Annotated in this window: 21 protein-coding genes; 8 read left to right on the forward strand and 13 right to left on the reverse strand. The window is 62.9% G+C overall.

The genetic code is table 11. The features are described from left to right. Positions 1-31: 31 nt before the first annotated feature. The 3 genes from F7R11_RS10060 to F7R11_RS10070 form a co-directional block, all read right to left on the reverse strand. The gene (locus tag F7R11_RS10060; protein ID WP_064803177.1) at positions 32-1,120 is read right to left on the reverse strand and encodes an ABC transporter ATP-binding protein; all 1,089 of its coding nucleotides are present in this window, start codon (positions 1,118-1,120) and stop codon (positions 32-34) included. 451 nt (positions 1,121-1,571) lie between these two features. Continuing rightward, a complete protein-coding gene (locus tag F7R11_RS10065; RefSeq protein WP_064803178.1) occupies positions 1,572-3,005 on the reverse strand; it encodes a sensor histidine kinase in 1,434 nt (477 codons plus the stop codon). Further along, the gene (locus tag F7R11_RS10070) at positions 3,002-3,694 is read right to left on the reverse strand and encodes a response regulator (protein WP_064803180.1); all 693 of its coding nucleotides are present in this window, start codon (positions 3,692-3,694) and stop codon (positions 3,002-3,004) included. Before F7R11_RS10070 ends, F7R11_RS10065 begins: the two co-directional genes overlap by 4 nt. A gap of 208 nt (positions 3,695-3,902) precedes the next feature. Between F7R11_RS10070 and F7R11_RS10075 the strand changes: the two genes are divergently transcribed. Beyond that, positions 3,903-4,970 (forward strand): porin, encoded by a 1,068-nt coding sequence (locus tag F7R11_RS10075; protein WP_064803182.1) that lies wholly within the window; start codon positions 3,903-3,905, stop codon positions 4,968-4,970. 100 nt (positions 4,971-5,070) lie between these two features. Here the strand turns inward: F7R11_RS10075 and F7R11_RS10080 are convergent, their stop codons facing one another. The 9 genes from F7R11_RS10080 to F7R11_RS10120 all read right to left on the reverse strand — a co-directional run bounded on the left by F7R11_RS10080 (position 5,071) and on the right by F7R11_RS10120 (position 13,347). Next, positions 5,071-6,315 (reverse strand): J domain-containing protein, encoded by a 1,245-nt coding sequence (locus tag F7R11_RS10080; RefSeq protein ID WP_418324520.1) that lies wholly within the window; start codon positions 6,313-6,315, stop codon positions 5,071-5,073. 25 nt (positions 6,316-6,340) lie between these two features. Next, the gene (locus F7R11_RS10085) at positions 6,341-7,135 is read right to left on the reverse strand and encodes an ABC transporter ATP-binding protein (RefSeq protein WP_064803186.1); all 795 of its coding nucleotides are present in this window, start codon (positions 7,133-7,135) and stop codon (positions 6,341-6,343) included. A 1-nt stretch (position 7,136) separates the two neighbouring features. Next, positions 7,137-8,045: an ABC transporter permease gene (locus F7R11_RS10090; protein WP_064803189.1), complete on the reverse strand. Its 909-nt coding sequence runs from the start codon at positions 8,043-8,045 to the stop codon at positions 7,137-7,139. 174 nt (positions 8,046-8,219) lie between these two features. Beyond that, positions 8,220-9,200: an ABC transporter substrate-binding protein gene (locus F7R11_RS10095; RefSeq protein ID WP_021194545.1), complete on the reverse strand. Its 981-nt coding sequence runs from the start codon at positions 9,198-9,200 to the stop codon at positions 8,220-8,222. A gap of 294 nt (positions 9,201-9,494) precedes the next feature. Beyond that, positions 9,495-10,292: a peptidylprolyl isomerase gene (locus tag F7R11_RS10100; protein WP_021194544.1), complete on the reverse strand. Its 798-nt coding sequence runs from the start codon at positions 10,290-10,292 to the stop codon at positions 9,495-9,497. A gap of 42 nt (positions 10,293-10,334) precedes the next feature. After that, positions 10,335-10,607 (reverse strand): BolA family protein, encoded by a 273-nt coding sequence (locus F7R11_RS10105; RefSeq protein ID WP_064803191.1) that lies wholly within the window; start codon positions 10,605-10,607, stop codon positions 10,335-10,337. Then, positions 10,607-11,191: a septation protein A gene (locus F7R11_RS10110; RefSeq protein ID WP_064803192.1), complete on the reverse strand. Its 585-nt coding sequence runs from the start codon at positions 11,189-11,191 to the stop codon at positions 10,607-10,609. Before F7R11_RS10110 ends, F7R11_RS10105 begins: the two co-directional genes overlap by 1 nt. A 45-nt stretch (positions 11,192-11,236) precedes the next feature. Further along, entirely contained in the window at positions 11,237-11,623 is a 387-nt protein-coding gene (gene msrB / locus F7R11_RS10115; RefSeq protein ID WP_021194541.1) for a peptide-methionine (R)-S-oxide reductase MsrB, read from the reverse strand. A 140-nt stretch (positions 11,624-11,763) separates the two neighbouring features. Further along, on the reverse strand, positions 11,764-13,347 hold the full coding sequence (locus tag F7R11_RS10120; RefSeq protein WP_064803193.1) for a protein adenylyltransferase SelO: 1,584 nt from the start codon (positions 13,345-13,347) through the stop codon (positions 11,764-11,766). 344 nt (positions 13,348-13,691) lie between these two features. Between F7R11_RS10120 and F7R11_RS10125 the strand changes: the two genes are divergently transcribed. The 7 genes from F7R11_RS10125 (at position 13,692) to F7R11_RS10155 (ending at position 22,185) form a co-directional block, all read left to right on the forward strand. Beyond that, positions 13,692-15,320, forward strand: coding sequence for a 3-(methylthio)propionyl-CoA ligase (locus tag F7R11_RS10125; protein WP_064803195.1), 1,629 nt, complete (start codon positions 13,692-13,694; stop codon positions 15,318-15,320). A gap of 229 nt (positions 15,321-15,549) precedes the next feature. Further along, positions 15,550-16,806: a branched-chain amino acid ABC transporter substrate-binding protein gene (locus tag F7R11_RS10130; protein WP_064803197.1), complete on the forward strand. Its 1,257-nt coding sequence runs from the start codon at positions 15,550-15,552 to the stop codon at positions 16,804-16,806. 125 nt (positions 16,807-16,931) lie between these two features. Continuing rightward, the gene (locus F7R11_RS10135; protein WP_064803199.1) at positions 16,932-17,879 is read left to right on the forward strand and encodes a branched-chain amino acid ABC transporter permease; all 948 of its coding nucleotides are present in this window, start codon (positions 16,932-16,934) and stop codon (positions 17,877-17,879) included. Then, the gene (locus tag F7R11_RS10140; RefSeq protein ID WP_031329259.1) at positions 17,880-19,214 is read left to right on the forward strand and encodes a branched-chain amino acid ABC transporter permease; all 1,335 of its coding nucleotides are present in this window, start codon (positions 17,880-17,882) and stop codon (positions 19,212-19,214) included. Beyond that, on the forward strand, positions 19,211-19,999 hold the full coding sequence (locus F7R11_RS10145; protein WP_021194535.1) for an ABC transporter ATP-binding protein: 789 nt from the start codon (positions 19,211-19,213) through the stop codon (positions 19,997-19,999). Before F7R11_RS10140 ends, F7R11_RS10145 begins: the two co-directional genes overlap by 4 nt. Continuing rightward, on the forward strand, positions 19,999-20,718 hold the full coding sequence (locus F7R11_RS10150) for an ABC transporter ATP-binding protein (RefSeq protein ID WP_031329258.1): 720 nt from the start codon (positions 19,999-20,001) through the stop codon (positions 20,716-20,718). The genes F7R11_RS10145 and F7R11_RS10150 overlap by 1 nt, the downstream gene beginning before the upstream one ends. Before the next feature lie 63 nt (positions 20,719-20,781). Beyond that, positions 20,782-22,185 (forward strand): SGNH/GDSL hydrolase family protein, encoded by a 1,404-nt coding sequence (locus F7R11_RS10155; protein ID WP_151180523.1) that lies wholly within the window; start codon positions 20,782-20,784, stop codon positions 22,183-22,185. 15 nt (positions 22,186-22,200) lie between these two features. Here F7R11_RS10155 and F7R11_RS10160 read toward each other — a convergent pair whose 3' ends face one another. Continuing rightward, the gene (locus F7R11_RS10160) at positions 22,201-23,733 is read right to left on the reverse strand and encodes an amino acid permease (protein WP_064803204.1); all 1,533 of its coding nucleotides are present in this window, start codon (positions 23,731-23,733) and stop codon (positions 22,201-22,203) included. Positions 23,734-23,773: the final 40 nt, after the last annotated feature.

Genomic DNA, 23,773 nt, shown 5'->3' on the forward strand with positions numbered 1-23,773 from the left:
TGTGATTACGGCTTTGTGGTCGTGTTACGGCTCAGACAAAAACGCGCAGGTGTTCGGGTGCAAACTCAAGCTGGATCGGCGCGCCGGGTGCAAAGCCTTCGAGCGCACGCGTGCCCAGCGGCACCTTGACGAAACATTCGGGTTGGTCGGGCAGGGCACAGCGCATGCGCACGTGGTCGCCAAAGTAGACGAGGCCGCGCGTTTGGCCAGCGATTGCATTCCCGCCAGCGGGTGCACCGTCTGCCAAACGCATTCGCTCGGGGCGGATGCAGCCGGTGGCGGTGGCACCCACGGCGGCGCCGGCGATGTTGCGGCCGACGATGCGGGCACCGTCGTTGAGCTGCATTTCGCAGTAGTCGCCGTCGACGCGGGTGACGGTGCCGCGCAGCGTGTTGCTGTCGCCGATGAAGTTGGCGACGAACTCGTTGCAGGGGCGTTCGTACAGGCTGTCCACCGTGTCGAGCTGCTGCACGATGCCCTTGTCGAACACGGCCACGCGGTCGGACATGGTGAGCGCCTCGCCCTGGTCGTGCGTGACGTAGACGAACGTCACGCCCAGCTTTTCGTGCAGGGACTTGAGCTCGTACTGCATGTGTTCACGCAGTTGCTTGTCGAGCGCGCCCAGCGGCTCGTCCATCAGCACCAGCTTGGGCTCGAACACCAGCGCACGGGCCAGGGCAATGCGCTGCTGTTGGCCGCCTGAAAGCTGCGCCGGGTAGCGCTTGGCAAAGCCTTCCATGCGCACCATCTGCAGGGCTTTGTGTACGCGGTCGGCACGCTCGCTGGCGGGGATCTTGCGCACGGTCAGCGGATATTCCACGTTCTGCGCCACCGTCAGGTGCGGGAACAGCGCGTAGTTCTGGAACACCATGCCGATGTTGCGCTTGTGCGGCGGCACGTTGTTGAGCAGCGCGCCTTCCAGACGGATCTCTCCGCCGGTCGGGAATTCAAACCCGGCCAGCATCATCAGGCACGTGGTCTTGCCCGAGCCGGAGGGGCCGAGCAGGGTCAGGAACTCGCCCTGGTAGATGTCCAGGTCCAGGTGCTTGACCACGAGGGTCTCGCCGTCATACGTCTTGCGTACACCGCGAAAGCTGACGATCACGTCGTCGGTCTTCATTGCTGCCTCCTGCTGTTCCTCAGCCCATCAAGGCTGGTCAACAAGCCGTGTTGTGAAGAATTGTGGATGGACTATAGCGGCTCATTGTTTTGCAAAGTGGACCCAATCCTGGTTATTTGATAGAGCCAATTTAGGCGACTCAACTTGCACCGCAAGCGGGCGAAAGGCCCTCAGGCACCACAATAGGGAAAAGCCCCAGGGCCTTGCCGAGGCAAGCACGGCGGTGGTTTCGGAGGGATGGAGCAACCGTTTGAGTGTAGGTCGCTGCCGGGGCAGGTGCGGCGATGGTCGCGAGGGATCGGATGGAACCAATTCGAGTGCTGAGACAGGTCGCTCGCACGCCTGGAAATGGTGCGCCGCGTCGTCACGGAAGCGGTGCACGGCAGTTGACGCAGCACGCGATGACGGCGCGTCTATGTTGTCCTGCAGCAACCGGCCGTGCAAGACGCGATCAGGCTGAGGCCGTGGGTGCGTCAGTCGGGGCGAGTGCCAGGCACACGCTCACGGTCAGCCCGCCGCCGGGTGTTTCAGACAGCGCCACCGTGCCGCCATGCACGCGGGCGATCTCACGCACGATGGCCAGGCCCAGGCCGCTGCCGTCCTGATCCTGTGCTGCGGCTGCGGCGGCACCGCGATAGAAGCGGCCAAACACCGCATCGCGCTCGGGCACGGCAATGCCAGGGCCGTCGTCCTCCACCTGCAGCACAGCCTGGTCGCCCAGCATGGCCATCGTCTGGCGTGTGACGCGCAGCGTGACGCGGGCGCCGTGGCCTGCGTAGCGGATGGCGTTGTCGAGCAGGTTGCCGATCAGTTCCTGCAGCCATTGCGGCTCGCCGGCCACGGTGACGGGGTCGCCTTCAAAGCCGAGGTCGATGCCGGCCTTGCGCGCCACTGGGGCGAGTTCGAGCGCCACATCGCCGGCCAGCGTGTCCAGCCGCAACGGCTGCAATTGCGGGGCGTAGCCGCTGTCGGGCTCCAGCCGCGAGAGCGACAGCAACTGCTGCACGCCCTTGGCCGCCTGGCGCACGGTGCCGTGCAGCGGTTCGAGATGGCGGCGGATGCGATCGCCGTCGGGCTCGCGCAGGGCGAGTTCCGATTGCGCCTGGATGACGGCGAGGGGCGTCTTCAATTGATGTGCCGCATCGGCAAAGAAGCGCTTGCGGGCCTGCACCATGCGCAGCAGGCGTGCCACGTACTGATTGATGGCCTCCACCAGCGGTGCGACTTCCGCAGGCAAGCCGTGCTGGTGCAGGGGCGCCAGTTCATCGGTGCCGCGGCTGGCCATGCTTTGACTCAATTGCCGTAGCGGCCGCAGCCCGCGCCGTACGCCCAGCCAGACGATGCCGACGGCCAGCACCACCAGCAGCACCTCCTGCTGCAGCGAGCCCGCCAGGATCTCGTGGGCCAATGCTTCACGCGGCTCCAGCGTTTCGCCCACCAGTAGCCACACCAGCTGAATCTGCGAGGACTGCGCGTCGCGCACGGGTACCGCCTGCGCCGCCACGCGCACCTGCATGTTGCGGAACGTCGTGTCGTAGAAGACGGTGCCATATGGCGTGGGCTGCCGCCCGCCTGGCAAGGGCAGTTCGCTGTAGCCGGTGAGCGTGTTGCCGGCGGTATCGGCAATCCGATAGAAGATGCTGCTGCCGGTTTCCGACTCCAGAATTTCCAGCGCCAGATAAGGCAGGTCGATGGCGAAGCGCCCTTCGCGCAGGCGCACGCCTTCATGCATGGCCTTGAGCGATGCACCCAGCGTGCGGTCAAACGCGGCGTGCGCGGCGTTCATGGCGCGCGCGTAGGTCAGCCAGGCATCCAGCGCGAGCAGCCCCAACAGCGGCAACAGCAGCCAGAGTGAGAGCTGCCGACGCAGGCTCGGCGGGCTCATGGGGCTGCGTCTGCCGGTGCGCCCGGTGTGGCTTCCAGCAGATAGCCGAGTCCGCGCAGCATGACGATAGCCACGCCACTGCCGTCGAGCTTCTTGCGCAGGCGGTGCACGTAGATCTCAATGGCATCGGCGTTGACGGATTCGTTGATGCTGAAGATCTTTTCCGAGATGGCGGCTTTGTTGACGGCACGGCCGTCGCGCAGCATCAGCACCTCCAGCACGGCGCGCTCGCGGCCGGTGAGGGCGAGCAGTTCGCCGTTAAGTGTGAAGGCGCCGCTGATGCCGTCGTAGTGCAGCGGGCCGCATTGCAACTGCGTGCTCTCGTGGCCGTGGCTGCGGCGGATCAATGCGCGGGCACGCGCTTCCACCTCGGTCAGGTCGAACGGTTTCGCAAGGTAATCGTCAGCCCCGAGGTTCAGGCCGCGCACGCGTTCTTCCACGGCGCCATGCGCAGTCAGGATCATCACCGGCAGCGGATTCTTGCGGGCACGCAGGCGGCGCAGCACTTCCAGCCCGTCCAGGCGCGGCAGGCCGAGGTCGAGAATGGCCAGCGCGTAGTCCTGCGTGGTCAGCAGCAGATCAGCCGCGTGGCCGTCGTGCACGCAGTCAACCGTAAAGCCGGCCTGGCTCAGGGCGTCTTCCAGCGTACTGGCCAGCTTCAGGTTGTCTTCGACCAACAGGATGCGCATATCGGATTTTTCTCAATAAGGCGCAGAGAAATACAGGCATCCCCCTGTGTTTTGAAGCTAGGGAAACCCCCAGGAACAGGCCCCCACACCCTCCCAATTTCCCGGCAATCGAAAGTGAACTGAAAGTGCGCTCCTCATACGATCCGTGCCGCCCCAAGAGCCCCGTTGTAGCGGCCCTTGCGGCTGAACAACGATAAAGGGAGACCTGATGAAGAAGACTTCGATGGCGCTGGCGGCAGTTGCGTTGGCCACCGCCGGCTCTGCAGCCGCACAATCGTCCAACGTGACCCTGTACGGGATCGTCGACTCGGGCATCGAGTACGTGAACCACGCCGGCCCGAACGGCGGCGGCGTCACGCGACTGGTGTCGGGTGGCAAGAACACCTCGCGCTGGGGCATGCGTGGTACGGAAGACCTGGGCGGCGGCCTGAAGGCGGTCTTCAACCTGGAAAGCGGCATCGCCGTCGACACCGGCAAGCTCGACACCGACAACGTGCTGTTCGATCGCCGCGCCGTGGTGGGTCTGGCAGGTGGCTTCGGCCAGGTGGTGGCGGGTCGTACCTTCACGACCACGTACGACTTCATGCTGCCGTACGACCCGATGGGCTACGCGCCGAACTACTCGTGGGCCACGTCGTCCACGGCCACGGGCGGCCGCAAGGACGGTCTGTTCTCGCGCTCGTCGGATGCCATCCGCTATGACGGCACCTTCGGCGGCCTGAAGCTGGGCGCCACGGTTGGCTTTGGCGAGGCCGCAGGCAACTTCAAGCGCTCGTCCAAGTACGACCTGGGTATCGGCTACAGCGTGGGCGGCTTCTCGGCTGCTGCCACGTGGGACCGCCAGAACGGCGCAGGCACGAGCGTGACGCCGGCCGACACGACGGACTACATCCAGGGTATCCACGCCGGTGCCAGCTACGACTTTGGTGCACTGAAGCTGTTCGCGGGCTACCGCAACTACAAGCGCGCGTTCACCACGACTGCTGCCACCCAGCGCAGCGACATGTATTGGGCCGGTGCCAGCTACGACTTCACGCCGGCGTTCACGCTGTACGGCGCGGTGTACAAGCAGAATATCAAGGGCGTGAACAACTCGGCGGACCCGATCCTGTTCTCGCTGCGCGGCCAGTACGCGCTGTCCAAGCGCACCACGGCCTATCTGTCAGCGGCCTACGCCAAGGCCCAGAACGGCCAGAACGTGAGCCTGTCGCGTGATGTGGTCGGCTACGGCAACAGCCAGATCGGTGTGACGGCGGGTCTGCAGCACCGCTTCTAACTGGCGTACACGGCTTTGCAGGCCGTTGTACGGCCACTTAGCTACCCAACAAAACGGGCACCTTCGGGCGCCCGTTTTGTTGGATTGAACCGATTCCCTTTCAAAAGGGCATCGAATCGCTGGTCGATTGCGCGCGTTTCAGCATGCGCCTCAGGTCCTTGATGTCGTCGAACGCGGCAAGGTCCTGCTCAAGGTTGCGAATCGTGTGGTGCAGGGCACCGATGTTGGTGGCGAGGTTTTGCAGTGGCGCATCCGGAGATAGCGCCCCGGGCCGGTGGTACCCGTAGGTGTGCCGGAATGCCATCTCGACACGGTGGATTTGCCGATCAAGCTCGCGCACCTGATCCTTCAGGATCTCGTTGTAGTGCGTCAGCCGCGCTTCGCTCAGGTGGTTGATCGAGCGCTGGTCGATGTGGTCGAGTTCAAGCTGCAACTCCAGCAGGTGCAACAGGTTGCCCTTGTCATAGGCCTCGTTGACACGCTGCATGAGCCGGGTCTTCCGATCGCGTTCCTGTGGATCGGTTTCGCGGTCGGGGTGCAGGGCGCTGGCGAGCTTGCGATAGACCTCGCGGATCGACAGGCTGATCTGCGCCTGTTCCTCTTGCTCGCGGGCTTCCGCCGCGAGCTGTTTGGGGGATTTTTCCCGCGCAGCCCGGCGTGCTTCGCGCTTGCTTGCGAGGGCTGCCTTTTTTGCTGCCTGTTGCTGGATGTGTGCCCGGGCGCGTTGCAGTACAGCGTCCTGCGAATGCGCATCAGCGTCATCCCCCAGATCGACACCGAGCATTGCCTCCAGCCGCGACTTCATTTCTGCGGCTTGCGCTGCAGTTTCACGATCGAAATCCGTTCCGCTGTACTTGTTGTAAAGGGCTTTCAGGCTGCCGTCTTCAGCAATCAAATCTCCGGTCAGATCGACGATGAGAGCGGATATCTTGCGGCGCTCAGGCTTGGTCAGTCCGTCGTGCTCATAGGCCTGGTCCAGGGAATGCACCATGCGGATCTTCAAATCGGTGCTGGTCCGCTGCAGCGGTAGGAACTCGCCCGCATAGCGCGCCTGAAACTGCGTTGTGGCGGCTTCCCAGTCAGCCAGCCGCTTGCGCCGGTTCTCGATCTGCTTGATCAGTGCGTTGAATGATTTCTGCCCTTTCGACAGCGTTGGCGCGTCTTGTTGGTGCTGATCGGGCGCAATGCTGATGGCCGGACGGCGTGCCTTGGTCATGGCAGGGTGTTCAAGAATGCGAAAGACATCACGGTTGACTGTGCATTGTAGGCAGGCGGCATCATGCCAACCTTGTGGCGACTCCATTCGCGCAAAGAAAACGGGCACCCGAAGGTGCCCGTTCTTCATGGTGCGTTGAAGCGTTGTGCCGGCATCAGCCCAGCAGCAGCGCGTCGTCGTCCACCTTGGCGCCGCGCGTTTCTTCGAACTTCTGCAGCAGGTGCGGCACGTCCAGGCCTTTGCGCTCCTCGCCTTGCACGTCGAGGATTACGTTGCCCTGGTGCAGCATCACCGTGCGGTCGCCGTAGTCGAGCGCCTGGCGCATGGAGTGCGTGACCATCATCGTCGTCAGCTTGCTCTCCGAGACGATCTTGGCGGTCAGCTCCAGCACGAAGGCAGCTGTTTTCGGGTCCAGCGCGGCGGTGTGCTCATCCAGCAGCAGAATGCGCGACGGTTGCAGGGATGCCATCAGCAGGCTCACAGCCTGACGCTGGCCACCCGACAACAGACCAATGCGATCCGTCAGACGGTTCTCGAGGCCCAGGTCCAATCGACGCAGTTGCTCGCGGAAGATCTCGCGCCACTTGCGGTTGGTCGCGAACTTGAAACCACGACGCTGGCCGCGGCACATGGCCAGCGACATGTTCTCTTCGATGGTCAGGTTCTCGCAGGTGCCGGCCATCGGGTCCTGGAACACGCGGGCGACCTTGTCGGCGCGTTGCCATGCGGTCTTGCGGGTGACGTCTTCACCGTTGATGGTGATGCTGCCCGAGTCGACCAGTTGGTCGCCGCTGATGGAGTTCAGGAACGTCGACTTGCCGGCGCCGTTCGAGCCGATCACGGCCACGAACTGGCCCGTGGGGATCTCCAGCGACAGACCCCGCAGCGCGCGCGTCTCGATGGGCGTGCCCGGGTTGAAGGTGAGGGTGAGTCCTTGTGCGCTCAGCATGTCAGTTCCCCTTGGTAGCGGTCTTGGCCAGCTTGCCGAACACCTTGCGGCGCACACCCGGCAGCACGAGGGCGATCACCACCAGCGCGGCGGTCACCATGTTCAGATCCTGCGCCTGCAGGCCGATGAAATCGCTGTTGAGCGCCAGGGCGATGAAGAAGCGATACAGGATTGCGCCAATCACCACGGCCAGCGTGGTCAGCACCAGGCGGCGTGCCGGCAGCACGGTTTCGCCGATGATGACGGCGGCCAGGCCGATCACGATGGTGCCGATACCCATCGACACATCCGCGCCACCTTGCGTTTGCGCATACAGCGCACCAGCAAGGGCGACCAGCGCGTTGGACAGCGCCATACCGGCCAGCGTAGCGGCACCGGTAGCAACGCCCTGGGCGCGTGCCATGCGCGGGTTGGCACCCGTAGCACGCAGCGACAGGCCGACTTGCGTCGAGAAGAACCAGTCCACCAGCAGCTTGACGATCACGACCACCACACCCAGCAGTACGGGGCGGAAGACGTAGTCGGGCATCCATTCCGGCTGCAGCAGCGAAAACACGGTCGGCTCGGAGATGAGCGGCACGTTCGGCTTGCCCATGATGCGCAGGTTGACCGAGTACAGCGCGATCATCATCAGGATACTGGCGAGCAGATCCATGATTTTCAGGCGCACATTGAGCCAGCCCGTGATGAAGCCCGCAGCGGCACCAGCCAGCATGCCGCAGAAGGTCGACATGAACGGATCGTGTCCGCCGGCGATGAGCGTGGCCGCCACAGCGCCGCCCATGGGGAAGCTGCCGTCGACAGTGAGGTCAGGGAAGTTGAGGATGCGGAAAGAGATCAGCACCCCGAGCGCCACGAGACTGAAGATCAGACCGATCTCCAGGGCGCCGAGTAATGAAAACAGTGACATGTCAGAGTAGGGCACGGCGGTTGGGCACCGCGCCAGAAGGCAATGAACGGGGACGCTTGTGGGTGGAGCGCGAGCGCCCGGCCATGATGCGGCGGATCACCGCGTTTTGGAACCGGGCTGCCATGACCCGCGCCGGCCATCTCCGTTGGATGGAGTTGGCCGGCGCCTTGCGGCTTACTTGATGACTTCCTTGGCGTCCTTCAGCAGGTCTGCCGACAGGGTCACGCCTTGCTTCTTGGCAGCGCCTTCGTTCACGAACAGTTCCAGGTTGGAGCTGCCGGCCGAGGCGATTGCGCCCGGCTTCTCGCCCTTCAGAATGCGGGCAACAACGGCACCGGTCTGCTTGCCCAGGTCGTAGTAGTTGATGCCCAGCGCGGCAATGGCGCCACGCTTCACGCTGTCGGTATCACCAGCCACCAGCGGGATCTTCGCTTCGTTGGCCACCTTCACCAGCGACTCATACGCCGACACCACGTTGTTGTCGGTGTTCGTGTAGATCACGTCGACCTTGCCGATCAGGTTCTTGGCCGAGGGAGCGATGTCCACGGTGCGCGGTGCAGCCGATTCCACCAGCGTCATGCCCTGGGCCGTCAGCAGCTTCTTCAGCTCGTTGACGACCACGACCGAGTTGGCTTCACCCGGGTTGTAGACCATGCCCACGCGCTTGGCATTCGGCACCACGCGCTTGATCAGGGCGATCTGCTTGTCCAGCGGCAGCTTGTCGGACACGCCGGTCACGTTGGTGCCGGTCGGCTCCCAGTTCTTGACCAGTTGTGCGGCAACCGGGTCGGTCACGCCGGAATACACCACCGGGATGGTCTTCGTGGCAGCCACGACAGCCTGTGCCGACGGCGTCGCGATGGCGACGATGGCATCCGGCTTGTCGCCGATGAACTTGCGGGCGATCTGCGCAGCGGTGGCGGGGCTGCCTTGCGCGCTCTGGTATTCCCACTTCAGGTTCTTGCCGGCGTCGAAACCCTCGGCCTTGAGTGCTTCCTTGGCACCGTCGCGAATGGCATCGAGTGCCGGGTGTTCAACGATGGCCAGCACTTCGACCGACTTGGTGGCCTGGGCCAGTGCCGGGGTGGCTTGCAGAAGTGCCATCGGAATGGCGGCAAGCGCTGCGAGGCGGAAGGCGTGCTTAAAGCTGGACATACGGATCTCCTGTTTCCCTTTTGGGTGGTTTCGCTCTGGCGACGGGCGGGATGAGCCCGTGCTGGCGTGGTTGGTTTTCAGACGTTCTTGAGCGCACCGAAGCGGTGCAAAGCCGGCGCACGTGGGCGCACATTATGAGACAAATCTCAGCGCTTTTCAGCAAACACTTCAGAAGCGTTTTGGAGCTCACCTGATTGATCAGGCAAGGGACTCGGGTTGCGCACGATTCATCCGGAGCCCAAAAATCAAAAAGGGGCACGAGGCCCCTTTTTTACAGCCCCTACGGGGCGTTTATTACTGGATCTTCGCCTTTTCGCGCAGATCCTTCAGCATTGCCTGGAACTTGCTGCGTTGCCAGTTCTGGTCGCCCATCATCATTTCGAGCAGTTGCGGCTTGACCTCTTCATACGACGGGATCTTCGCATCGCGCGTGTCGTCCAGGCGGATCACGTGCCAGCCGAATTGCGTCTTGACCGGCGTCTGGGTGATCTCACCCTTCTTCAGGCCCGTCAGCGCTGCCGAGAACTCCGGCACATAAGTGCCCGGGTTGGCCCAGTCCAGATCGCCGCCGTTGGCGCCCGATCCCTTGTCCTTCGACTGGGCCTTGGCGATGGCTTCAAAGTTGCCGCCAGCCTTCAGCTTGGCGATGATCGCCTTCGCGTCGGCTTCCTTGTCCACCAGGATGTGGTGGGCGTGGTATTCCTTGCCGTTGCCAAACTGCGCCTTGATCTTGTCGTACTGCTTGTGCAGTTCGTCTTCGGTGGCGGGGCTGTTCTTGACGTAGTCTTCAAACTCCGCAGCCACCAGTACGTTCAGGCGGGATGCGGCGAGTTGTTCCTGCACGTCATCGCGCTCCAGCAGACCACGCTTGGCGGCGTCCTGCTCGATCAGTTCGCGGTCGATCAGCATGTCGCGGGCTTTGCTGCGCAGCTCCGGCGATTCGGGCTGGCCCGATTTCTTGATCAGCGCGTCCACCTTGGCGCTCGGGATGGCTTTGCCGTTGACGACGGCGGCATTCTGGGCCATGGCCGGAGCAACGGTCGCAGCAAGGGCAACAGCCAGCAGGCTGGCAGTGAGGCTGGAAATCTTCATGGGATTGCGTTCGAGGGAAGGACGAGTGAGCGTGGAAGGCGCTTACGTGTTTTCTTCGGGAGTGACCGCGCGGATCGCCAGGGCATGAATCGCCTCCGGCCACAGCGTGTGCAGCGCATCATACACCATGCGATGACGCGCAACGCGGCTCTTGCCGGCAAAGGCTGAGCTGACGATTTCGACGTTGTAATGCCCACCGCCGGAGGCCGCGCCGGCGTGGCCGGCATGCTTGGCGCTGTCGTCTTCAACGACGAGGTGGGCAGGCTGGAAGGCTTCGCGCAACAGGCGCTCAATCTCGCGTGGATCGGCGGCCATCAGATCTGTTCCTTCGAGTTGTCCTTGGCGCTGGGGTCATTGGCAGCATCGGCGGGGCGCTCCTGCATGTGGCGCGCCAGCCAGACGCTCTGCGCCAGGATGAACACCACCATCAGGCCCATCGAGCCGAACAGCTTGAAGTTGACCCAGACGTCGGTGTCGTAGTGGTAGGCCACATACAGGTTCAGACCACCCATGGCCAGGAAGAAAATGGCCCACACCAGATTCAGGCGGCCCCACATCGACTCGGGCAGCGACACCTGCTGCTCCATCATGGCGCGAATCAGGTTCTTGCGAACAAACACCACGCTGCCCAGCAGCACGACGCCAAACAGCCAGTACAGCACCGTCGGCTTCCACTTGATGAAGGTGTCGTTGTGGAAGATGAGCGTCGCGCCGCCAAACACGCCGATGATGAGCAGCGACAGCCACTGCATGGCGTCCACCTTGCGGTGCTTGAACCACACCCAGGCGATCTGCAGCACGGTGGCGACCATCGCGACGGTGGTCGCCACATAAATACCGGCCACCTTGAAGGCAGCAAAGAACAGGATGACCGGGAACAGATCGAACAGGAATTTCATGCGGGAATGTGCGTGTAGGGCGCTTGTGCGGGCCTATGCGAAGGATTAATCGCCGAATTTTAGCGCAGCCGAGTTGATGCAATACCGCAGGCCGGTCGGCGCGGGGCCGTCTTCGAACACGTGGCCCAGGTGCGCGCCGCAGTTCTTGCATTGCACCTCGATGCGCAACATGCCGTGCGAGCGGTCGGTTTTCTCGGCGATCACCTCGCCGTTGATGGGCTGGAAATAGCTAGGCCAGCCGCAACCGGCATCGAACTTGGTCGACGATTCAAAGAGCGGGGTGCCGCAGCACACGCAGTTGTAAACGCCGCGCTCCCAGTGGTCCCAATACTCGCCGGTGAAAGGGCGTTCGGTGGCGGCTTCGCGGGTGACGCGGTATTCGATGTCGGAGAGCTGGTCACGCCATTCGGCGTTGGTTTTCTGGACGGTCATGGTGATGAGACTCCTTGTTGGTGTCGTTGGCGGCTTCGTGGGCAGCCAACGTTGTTTTGTCGTGTTGCGGCGGCGATCCTGACAGGCGCGGATTAGAGCATGGCGTCAGTTCCGGCGCATCACGTGTGCCGCATATCGGATCACGACGAGCAGCTCACTTCCAGCGACGACGCCCAATCGGGTGCTGGCTGCGCGTAGTGCTCGAAGCCAGGGTGATCGTCGAATGGGCGGGCCAGCACGGCGCGCAGGTTCTCGACTTCGGAGAAATCCTTTTCTTTGGCGCGGCGGATGGCGACTTCGGCCAGGTGGTTGCGCAACACGTACTTCGGGTTGACGCGGCGCATGGCGGTCGCGCGCTCATCGTCGGATTGCGGTTCGGCCTGCAACCGTTGGCGATACGCGTTCAGCCACACGTCTGCGGCGGCGCGGTCGAAGAAGAAGTTGCGCACGGTGCGCGCTTCTGCCGCGGCGGGTGTGTCGTCACGACGCACATCGGCGAGGTGGCGGAAGAAGAGCGTGTAGTCCGTACGTTGGGTATGCAGCAACTTGAACAGGTCGCCGAAGAGGGTCTCATCGGCATCCTGCGCGGTCGACAGGCCGAGCTTGGCGCGATAGCGGGCGTGGAAGGCTGCGCCGTAGACGTCGCGGTAGGTGAGCAGCGTATCTTGCGCGGCGTCGATGGCAGGCTGGGCTTGTGCTTCGTCGCTTATGTCGACGAAAACGTCGGGATCTTCGCCGAACAGCGGCAGTAGGGCCTGTGCGAGGCAGAACAGGTTCCAGTAGCCGATCTGCGGCTGCTGGGCGTAGGCGTAGCGGCCGCCGGTGTCGGAGTGGTTGCAGATGTGGTTGGCGTTGAAGCCATCCAGGAAGCCGAACGGGCCGTAGTCGAGCGTGAGGCCGAGGATCGACATGTTGTCGGTGTTCATCACGCCGTGGCAGAAGCCGACGGCTTGCCATTGCGCCATCAACTCGGCGGTGCGGCGGGCGACTTCACGCAGCATCGCCAGGTAGGGCTGTGGTGCGGTGCGGCAGTCCGGGTAGAAGCGGTCGATGATGTAGTCGGCCAGCGCGCGCAATTCGGGCAGCTTCTCGTTGGCGGCAAAGTGTTCGAAGTGACCGAAGCGCACGAACGATGGCGCCAGGCGCGTGACGACGGCGGCGGTTTCGATCTCTTCGCGGCGCACCGGGGCATCGGAGCCGGTCACGCACAGCGCGCGCGTGGTGGGGATGCCGAGGCCGGCCATCGCCTCCGAGCACAGGAATTCGCGAATGGACGAACGCAGTACGGCGCGCCCGTCGCCCATGCGCGAATACGGCGTGCGGCCCGCACCCTTGAGCTGGATTTCGCAGGGGCCATCGGCGGTTTGCAGTTCAGTCAGCAGCAACGCGCGGCCGTCGCCCAGCTGACCGGCCCACACGCCGAATTGGTGACCGGAGTAGACCGTGGCGAGCGGGTCGCTCCATGCGGCAATCGTGTTGCCCGTGAACACATCCAGGCCGGCAGGTGTATCGAGTTCTGCGCGGGCAATGCCCAGCGGGGCGGCCGCATCGGGTGAGAAGCCCACGAGATACGGTGTGCCCGCCGTGGGCATCGGCATAGGCGACAACCGGGTCAGAAACCGCTCGCCGAGTGTGGAGAATCCGGGGGCAGCGGCAGGGCGGCCGGCCCAGTCGAAGGTGCTGATAAGGGAATCGTCAGGCAAGGCGGCAGGGGAAGTCGGCATGGATCGGGGCGCTCGATTAGCACGGGAAATGGCGCAAAAACAGTGCCAAATCGTCAACAGTTGTGAATTCCGCAGTGCAGAAAAATGCGCTCTGTGTAGGGGAAAACGCCATGTTGAGACGCAGCAACGCTATCGCGTATTGTACTTGGCAGTAAAAAAAGCTGCAGCCTGCGAACCCTTGCACCACAACGGTTCGCAGGGTTTTTTAGATGGCCGGGTAAACATGGGGGCCGCGATTGTGTGACATGCCGCAGCGCACAACAACAACCCGTTGACGTGCTAGACGATCACGGGAACAATCGGCCAAAAAATAGAACGGTTGTTCAGTTTTTCTAGGAGACACCATGGCCCTGATGGGACAAATGATGAGCAACCCTTTGCTCATCTCGACCATCATCGAACATGCAGCGCGCAATTCCGGTTCGACTGAAGTCGTGTCACGCCGTGTCGAGGGCGATATCCATCGCACCACGTACCGGCAAGTGCGGGATCGTTCCAAGCAACTGGCAAATGCGCTGGCCGCATTGGGCGTGCAGCCCGGCGAGCGCGTCGGCACGCTGGCCTGGAACGGCTATCGCCATCTTGAAATCTATTACGGCGTGTCTGGCTCGGGTTCGGTGTGCCACACCATCAACCCGCGGCTGTTTCCAGACCAGATCGCCTATATCGTCAATCACGCTGACGACCAGTACGTCTTCTTCGATCTGACCTTCGTGCCGCTCATCGAGGGCATTGCGGCGCATTGCCCGAACGTGAAGGGCTGGGTGGCGATGACGGATCGCGCGCACATGCCCAACTCCAGCGTGCCGATGCTCTGTTACGAAGAGCTGCTGGATGCGCAGAGCGCTGAATACACCTGGCCGCAATTCGACGAAAACACGGCCTCCAGCCTTTGCTACACGTCGGGCACGACGGGCAACCCGAAGGGTGCGCTGTATTCGCATCGTTCTACCGTGCTGCACTCGTACGCATCGGCATTGCCGGATGCGCTGGGGTGCTCGGCGCAGGACGTGATCCTGCCGGTGGTGCCGATGTTCCATGTCAACGCGTGGGGCCTGCCGTATTCGGTGCCGCTGGTGGGCGCCAAGCTGGTCTTCCCGGGGCCGAAGCTGGATGGTGCCTCCGTCTACGAGTTGTTCGAGCAGGAGAAGGTGACCTTCTCCGCCGGCGTGCCGACTGTGTGGCTGGGTCTGCTACAGCACGTGCAGAGCAACAACCTCAAGTTCTCGACGTTCCGCCGCACCGTCATTGGTGGTTCGGCCGCGCCGCCGGCCATGATTCGCACACTGAAATCGCTCGACGTGGAAGTCATCCACGCCTGGGGCATGACGGAAATGTCGCCGTTGGGGACGACCTGCAAGCTGATGGGCAAGCACACCGATTTGCCCGAAGAAGCCAAGCAGCACGTGCTCGAACGCCAGGGCCGCGCCATCTACGGCGTCGACATGAAGATCGTCGATGCAGAGGGCCACGAACTGCCGTGGGACGGCAAGGCCTTCGGCGACCTGTATGTGCGTGGGCCGTGGATCATCGACAGCTATTTCCGCGGCGACCATTCACCGTTGGTGGACGGCTGGTTCCCGACGGGTGACGTGGCCAATATCGACGCCGACGGGTACATGCAGATCACCGATCGCAGCAAGGACGTGATCAAGTCCGGCGGTGAGTGGATCTCCTCCATCGACGTGGAGAACGTGGCCGCTGCGCACCCCGCTGTGCATATGGCTGCGTGCATTGCTTGCCGCCACCCGAAGTGGGACGAGCGCCCGCTGCTGGTGGTGATGAAGAAGCCGGGCGCCGAACTCACGCGTGAGGAGATGCTCAAGTTCTTCGAAGGCAAGGTTGCCAAGTGGTGGATCCCGGATGACGTGGTGTTCGTCACCGAAATACCGCTCACGGCCACCGGCAAGATGCAGAAGCTCAAGCTGCGCGAGCAGTTCAAGGATTACCAGTTCCCGGCCGCACAGGCCTAGCAGTCAGAACAGAAACCGCCGCCCGCGCATCGGCAACAAGCCGAGCGTGAGGACGGCGGACGCAAGACAACCGGATCAGGGCCAGCCACCGCACACCCACCAGCAATCGGGTCGCGGCGGAATGAAGCCCGGGCGCGTTGCAACCTGGAGACGCAAGCAGCCGACGTGCCCATCCGTGGCACGCGGGAGAGTGACTCGCCGGCGACTCCACCACCTGAAGGAGACACGCATGACGAAGTTCCGTCCGTTGATTGTGGCTGTTGCAAGTGTCGTGGCAATCGGTGGGGCGCTGGGGAGCGCTGCTGCGTCTGCCGCCGAAACCGTCAAGATCGCCTGGATCGACCCGCTGTCGGGCCTGATGGGTGCGCTGGGGCAGAACCAGTTGCGCAGCTGGCAGTACATCGCCGACATGGCCACGCAAAAGAACTGGGCCGGCGACGGCACCAAGTTCGAGGTGGTGGGCTTCGACAACAAGCTCTCGCCGCAGGAAAGCCTGACTGTGCTCAAGCAGGTGGCCGACCAGGGCATCCATTACATCGTGCAAGGCAACGGCTCGAGCGTCGGCATGGCGCTGGAAGACGCCGTGGCCAAGTACAACGAGCGCAATCCGGGCAAGGAAATCGTCTACCTGAACTACGCGGCGGTGGACCCGGACATGACCAACAGCAAGTGCAACTACTGGCACTTCCGTCTGGACGCCAACTCCGACATGAAGATGGAAGCCTTGACCAGCTACCTGGCCAAGGACCCGAAGGTCAAGAAGGTCTATCTGATCAACCAGAACTATTCGTTTGGTCACCAGGTGGCGCGTGCGGCCAAGGAATACCTCAAGCGCAAGCGTCCGGACATCGAGATCGTGGGGGAAGACCTGCACCCGCTGGCACAGGTGAAGGATTTCTCGCCGTATGTCTCGAAGATCAAGTCGTCGGGTGCGGATACCGTCATCACCGGCAACTGGGGTAGCGATCTGGCACTGCTGATCAAGGCAGGCAAAGATGCGGGCCTGAACGCCAACTTCTATACGTACTACGGTGCCACGACAGGTGTGCCGACCGCCATGGGCGCAGCCGGTGCCGACCACGTGAAGTTTGTCGGCTACTGGAACGTCAACAACGACGGCTACAAAGGCGCGGATATCGTCGACGGCTTCAAGAAAAAGTACAACGACGACTTCTACCTGATGGCCTCGTACACCGGCATCGCCATGCTGGCCAAAGCCATCAAGCAGACCAAGTCGGCCGAGCCTGCCAAGGTCGCCAAGGCCTTTGAAGGGATGAAGGTCGACAGCCTGAATGGCACCTTCGAGATGCGCGCATCCGACCACCAGGGTCAGCAGCCGCTCTACATCGCCACCTGGGAAAAGACCAACGGCAAGAACGTCAAGTACGACCAGGAAAACACGGGCTACGGCTGGAAGACCGATGCTGTGCTCGATCAATACATTGCGTCGCAGCCAACTTCCTGCCAGATGAAACGCCCGCAATAACACGGCGAGAGGTGTGCCGAAGGGCCGCCCGATGCTATCGTGCGGCGATGTTTTAAACGGGGAAAGGCATGGACCGGCACCGCATTTTCGCGGGACGGTCCATGCCTTGCCGAGAGGGCTGTAGCGTGGAATTTCTAGTCATCAATCTCTTGAACGGCATCAGCTACGGGTTGCTGCTGTTCATGTTGTCTTCGGGCCTGACGCTGATCTTCAGCATGATGGGCGTTCTCAACTTTGCGCACGCCAGCTTCTACATGCTGGGGGCGTACTTCGCCTACGTCGTCAGCGGGTACCTGGGCTTCTGGACCGCGCTGATCGTTGCGCCGCTGCTGGTGGGCGCGCTGGGCGCGGTGGTCGAGCGCTTTGGCCTGCGTACCGTGCACCGCTATGGCCACGTCGCTGAGCTGTTGTTCACCTTCGGCTTGGCCTACCTCATTGAAGAAGGCGTGAAGCTGGTGTGGGGCCTGCCGGCCGTGCCGTATCGCGTGCCGCAGATGCTGGACGGCCCGCTGTTCACGCTGTTCACGTCGTCGTTCCCCAAGTACCGGGCTTTCATGATGCTGGTGTCGCTGCTGATGCTGGTGGGCATCTTCCTGCTGCTCACGCGCACGCGCATCGGCCTGGTCATTCAGGCAGCGCTCACGCATCCGGACATGGTGGAAGCGCTCGGCCACAACGTGCCGCGCGTGTTCATGTTGGTGTTCGGCGGCGGCTGCGCATTGGCCGGGCTGGCCGGCGTGATTGGCGGCAATGCCTTTGTGACAGAGCCGTCCATGGCGGCGGCAGTCGGCTCCATCGTCTTCGTGGTGGCGGTGGTGGGCGGCATGGGGTCGCTGGTGGGCGCGTTTATCGCATCGCTGCTGATCGGCTGCATCCAAACCTTTGCCGTCACGCTGGATATCTCGGTGACGAGCGTGCTGCAGACGATCGGTGTCACGCTCCATCCGGACGTGCCGCTCATCTCGGTCTGGAACCTGACGATTGCGCAAGTCGCGCCGGTGCTGCCGTACCTGCTGCTGGTGCTGATGCTGATCTTCCGCCCGCGTGGGCTCATGGGTACGCGGGAGAGCTAAATGGAACGCACTATGCACCAACAAGCGCAACAACACGGGGCATTGCCGGCCAATGATCGCGCGCGAACAATGAAGTTCAGGCCGGTCAACCTCGCCCGCTGGCTGATCTGGAGCATCACGGCGCTGGTGATGATCGTGCTGCCGCTCATCTGGCCGCAGGGTTTTGCGATCACGCTGCTCTCGCAGATGGGCATCATGATCATCTTCGCGCTGTCGTACAACATGCTGCTGGGGCAGTCCGGCATGCTGTCGTTCGGGCACGCGGTGTACGCCGGCCTGGGCGCCTTCATGGCCGTGCACGTGCTCAACAAGATCGGCGCCATGCAGTCGCTGGGCGTCGCTGGGCCGCTGGCGGTGGCGTTGCTGCCCATCGTAGGCGGCCTGGGCGGCGCGCTGTTCGGCGTGATCTTCGGCTACGTCACGACCAAGAAGGCTGGCACGACGTTCGCGATGATCACGATGGGCATCGGCGAGATGGTCTTCGCCAGCGCGCTCATGTTCCCGGATTTCTTCGGTGGCGAAGGCGGTGTGTCGACCAACCGCAGCATCGGCGATGCGCTTGCTGGCGTCAGCTTTGGTCCGGCGCGCCAGGTCTACTACCTGATTGCCGCGTGGTGCCTGATCTCGATGGCGCTGATGTATGCGTGGACGCAGACGCCGCTGGGCCGTATCGCCAACGCCGTGCGCGACAACCCCGAGCGCGTGGAATTCATCGGCTACAACACGCAGCGCGTGCGCTTTCTGGTAGTGATTCTGTCGGCGTTCTTTGCAGGTATTGCCGGGGCGCTGTCATGCATCAACTTCGAGATCGTGACGGCAGAGAACGTCTCGGCCGTGCGGTCGGGGGCGGTGCTGCTGGCGGCGTTCATTGGCGGTATGGGCAGCTTCTTTGGCCCGATCATCGGCGCGGTGCTCACGGTGTTCTTTACCGTGGCGCTGTCGGGTATCACCAAGGCGTGGCTGCTGTATCTGGGCTTGTTCTTTGTGCTGATGGTCATGTATGCGCCGGGCGGCATCGCCAGCCTGCTGGTGATGCACCTGCCGATTGCACGGCGCGGCAAGTTGAAGACACTGCTGCCGGCCTACGGCGTGGCATTCGTGCCGGCGGCCATCCTGCTGGTGGCGCTGATTTCCACCGTAGAGATGATCTACGCCGTGCAGGACGAGGGCTCGGGCGGCGTGGCCACGCTGTTCGGCATGTCCGTCGCACCGACCACCTGGATGCCGTGGGCCGTGACCGCCGTGCTGTGGCTGGTGGGCGCCTTCGGCTTGCGTGCCGCAGCGGGCAAGCTGCGCACCGCCTGGGACAACGCCTTGCAGGAGCCGCAACCATGAGTCAACCCGCATTGGGTCCCACCGCCGCGCTGGAACTGCGCGATGTCCGCAAGCGTTTCGGTCAGACCGAGATCATCCGGGGCGTGAACCTTACCATCGGCAAGGGCGAGCGCCACGCGCTCATCGGCCCGAATGGCGCAGGCAAGTCGACCACGTTCAACCTGATCTCGGGCCGCTTCCCAGCCACGTCGGGCAGCGTGCAGCTCAATGGCGAAGAGATCAGCGGCCTGGCGCCGTTCGAGATCAACCGCAAGGGCCTGTCGCGCAGCTTCCAGATCACCAACATCTTTCATCGGCTGACGGTGTTCGAGAACCTGCGTTGCGCGGTGCTCTGGTCGCTGGGCTACAAGTATTCGTTCTGGCACAAGCTGGCCGAACTGCGCGATGCACGTGAACGTGCGGAGGAAGTGCTGGAGCAGATCGGCATGACGCATCGGCGCGATGCCGCCGCAGGCATGCTGACGTATGCCGAGCAGCGTGCGCTGGAGATTGGCATCACCATCGCGGGCGGTGCCGACGTGATCCTGCTGGACGAGCCGACTGCCGGTATGAGCCGCTCCGAATCCGACCACGCGGTCGACTTGATCCGCAAGGTGACGGTTGGCAAGACGCTGGTGATGGTCGAGCACGACATGAGCGTGGTATTTGGCTTGGCCGATCGCATCTCGGTATTGGTCTACGGCGAGGTGATTGCCACCGACACACCTGAAGCCATTCGCAACAACCGCCGCGTGAAGGAGGCCTACCTCGGCACCACGCTGGACGAACCTGCAGGAGCGCATTGATGGCAACGAATACTCCAATGCTGGAGGTGCGCAACCTGCACGCGTACTACGGCAAGAGCCACATCCTGCACGGCGTCGACATGCACGTGGGCGAGGGCGAGATCGTCGCCCTGCTTGGGCGCAATGGGGTGGGGCGCTCGACCTTGGCCAAGTCCATCATGGGGATGGTCAAGCACGAAGGCGAGATCCTGCTGCGTGGCAAGAACGTGAGCGGCATGCGCACCTTCGAGGTGGCGCATCAAGGCATCGGTTACGTGCCGGAGAACCGCGACATCTTCCCAACGCTGACGGTACGGCAGAACCTGCTGCTGGGCGAGAAGCGCAACCCGAGTCAGCCGAAGCCGCGCTGGCAGCTGGAAGACATGTATCGCATGTTCCCCCGGCTGCAGGAGCGGGAGAACACCCCGGCAGGTGTGCTCTCCGGCGGCGAACAGCAGATGCTCACGCTGTGCCGCACGCTGATGGGCGATCCGGATTTCATCATCATCGATGAGCCGACCGAAGGGCTCGCGCCGCTGATCGTAACGCTGGTAGGCGAGTATCTGAAGACGCTCAAGGAGCGGGGGATCTCGGTGCTGCTGGTGGAGCAGAAGCTGGCTATTGCCCTGGACATCTCACAGCGCGTGTACGTGATGGGGCATGGACAGATCGTGTTTGAGGGAACGCCGCAACAGTTGAAGGCGGATGCGAAGGTCCGGCAGGAGTGGCTGGAGGTTTAAACACCGCTCCCAGCATCACGATCGACAGATGGCCCGCATGGATGACCGTGCGGGCTTTTTCTTTTGTCGATCGGTAGCCAACAGTTGACAAATTTCTCCTTGAAGTCGGGGGACCCGGTCATTACGACATCGAATGGACCGTGCGTTCGAGGCGGCCTGGTTCACTCGATAACACTCAATGGAGACACCATGCGCAGAAGTAGTTTTCGGCAGCGCTTTTACCGTGCAGCAGTGATTGCCCTTATCTCATTGGCCTCTTCAGCGCCACATGCGGACGAGGACTACCGGGCCAACGGATTCAACGGCCGGTGGGTCGCAACCTGGACGGCCAGCCCCGATCGCAACATCTATCCGACTGCCCCCAAGAACTTTCCCGCAGCAACAACCATTCGCCAGATCGTCCATGCCAGCGTTGGAGGCAATCAGCTGCGCCTGCGGTTAAGCAATGAGTTCGGGACAGCACCGGTGGTCGTTGGTCCGGTGCATGTTGCCTTGTCCGCCGGCGGTGCGAAGATCCGCCCCAACTCTGACCGAACCGTTACGTTTGGCGGGAAAACCACCACCACGCTCTATGCCGGCGCGCCGTTGATCAGTGACCCGATCGACCTTCCCATTGCGCCGTTGTCAGACGTTGCCATCACGCTGTTCTTGCCCAACGCCACGACGCTGGGGACGATCCACAACTACGCGGCACAGACGGCCTATGTCTCGAGCGGTGACAACACAGCCGCACCGGATCAGCCATCGCCAACCCCGTACACGAGCCGCTTCTATGTGTCCGGCCTGCTGGTCGAGGCACAGAACCAGCCGCGCACCGTTGTTGCGTTTGGGGACTCGATCACGGACGGCCAGAATTCCACGACCGATGCCAACAAGCGCTGGCCCGATGTGCTGTCGCGGCGCCTGAACAGCAATGGCCCATGGGGCGCGTTTGCCGTGCTCAACCAGGGGATTGCCGGCAACCGCGTTCTCGCAGACCTGGCGGGCGTCAGCGCGCTGGCCCGATATGACCGAGATGTCTTGAGCCTGGCCGGCGTGCAGTGGGTGGTCCTGCTGGAGGGCATCAACGACATTGGCTACCCCGGTACATCGTTGGCCCCCGCCAGCCCGCTCGTTGCGGCGGAAGACATCATCAACGGGTACCGGCAAATCATCGTGCGTAGCCGGCAACACGGCATCAAAATCATGGGCGGCACCCTGACGCCGTTCAAGGGCTCGGAGGTGCCGTATCCGAATTACTGGTCGCCCCAGAAAGAGGCGACGCGCCAGGCAGTGAACCGCTGGATCCGCACCAGCGGCGCGTTCGACGCCGTTGTCGATTTCGATGCGGTGGTGCGCGATCCGGCCAGTCCACAAAACCTGCTGCCGGTATTCGACAGCGGAGATCACCTGCACCCGAATGACGCGGGCTACGCGGCGATGGCCAATGCGGTCAATCTCTCGACGCTGCGATCCGTTGGGCTGTAAACCTGCGGGCGTCGCTTAGTGAGTGACGACGCCAGCAGCAGGCGAGGCGGCTTCCGAGGCCGCCTTGGCCTGCTGGAGATGCGCCCCGCTAAATTGCATCTCCGAATACTTCACAAACCGCGTCTTGAACTTCCAGCGGTATCCCAGCCAGATCGCCACAAACAGAAACACCCCGCAGTACGTCGCAACGAAGGGGCCAAAATTGTCGATCGGTGCAAGCAGCGCTTTGGTGTTCTGCCCAAGGATGATCACCACACACAGGATCGCCACCATGATCGGCCCGAACGGGAAGAACGGCGACCGATACGCCAACTGATCCAGCGAATGCCCCTGGCTCGTGAACCCCTTGCGGAACCGGTAGTGCGCCACGGCAATGCCAAACCATGCGATGAAGCACGTCACCGCTGACGTATTCAGCAGCCACAGGTAGACCACCTGATCGCCAAACAGCGAACTGAAGAAGCAGAGCGCCCCCACGGCGGACGTGGCCAACAGCGCACGGAGTGGCACGCCATCGCCCGACACCTTGGCAAACCAGCGCGGCGCCTGGCCTTCGAGCGACAAGTCATACAGGATCCGCGTCGATACATACAGGCTCGACGTGCCCGACGACAGCAGTGCGGTCAGCACCACCGCATTCATCATCCCGGCGGCAAATGCCAGGCCGGCATGCTGGAACACCAGCGTGAACGGGCTCACACCCACATCGGTTGCCTCATTGCGCAGCAGGTTGGGATCGGTGTAGGGCAGCAACACACCGATGATCAGGATCGCCAGCACATAGAACAGCAGAATGCGCCAGAACGTCTGGCGAATGGCGCGTGGGATCGTACGAGAGGGGTTCTCCGCTTCACCAGCGGCCACACCGACGGTCTCGACGCCCTGGAACGAAAACCCCGCGATCATGGCTACGCCAATCATTGCAGCGGGGCCGCCCACGAACGGCGCATCGCCCACGGTGAAGTTTTGCCAGCCTGACTGCGGGCCACCGTGCATGATGCCGAAGATCATCGCCAAGCCGATCAGCAGGAATACGACAATCGTCACCACCTTGATCATCGAGAACCAGTATTCCGCCTCGCCAAAGCCACGCACGGAGATCGCGTTGAGGCCGAACATCAGCAGCAGGAACGCCGCGCTCCACACCATGCCCGACACGCCCGGAAACCAATACTTCATCACCAGTTGCGCGGCGGCCAGCTCGACGGCCACCGTCACGGCCAACGAGAACCAGTAGTTCCAGCCGAGCGCAAAGCCGAAGCCTTCTTCCACATACAGGCGGCTATAGGTCACGAACGAGCCCGACACCGGCAGATGCACGGCCAGCTCACCCAGGCTCGTCATGAGGCAGTACACCATCACGCCGATCAGCGTGTAGGTCAGCAGGGCGCCGCCGGGGCCGGCCGTTGCAATCGACGCGCCGGATGCCACGAACAGGCCCGTGCCGATGGCGCCGCTCAGGGCGATCATCATGATGTGCCGCGAGCGCAGGCGTCGGCGCAGTTCGGATTGGGCTTCGAGGCCGGTCGGGGTAATCGGTGTGTGCATAGGGGATGCGCCGGGGTGGGGCGCGCAAATGAAAACGCCT

Source organism: Ralstonia insidiosa, from assembly GCF_008801405.1.
GTDB lineage: Bacteria > Pseudomonadota > Gammaproteobacteria > Burkholderiales > Burkholderiaceae > Ralstonia > Ralstonia insidiosa.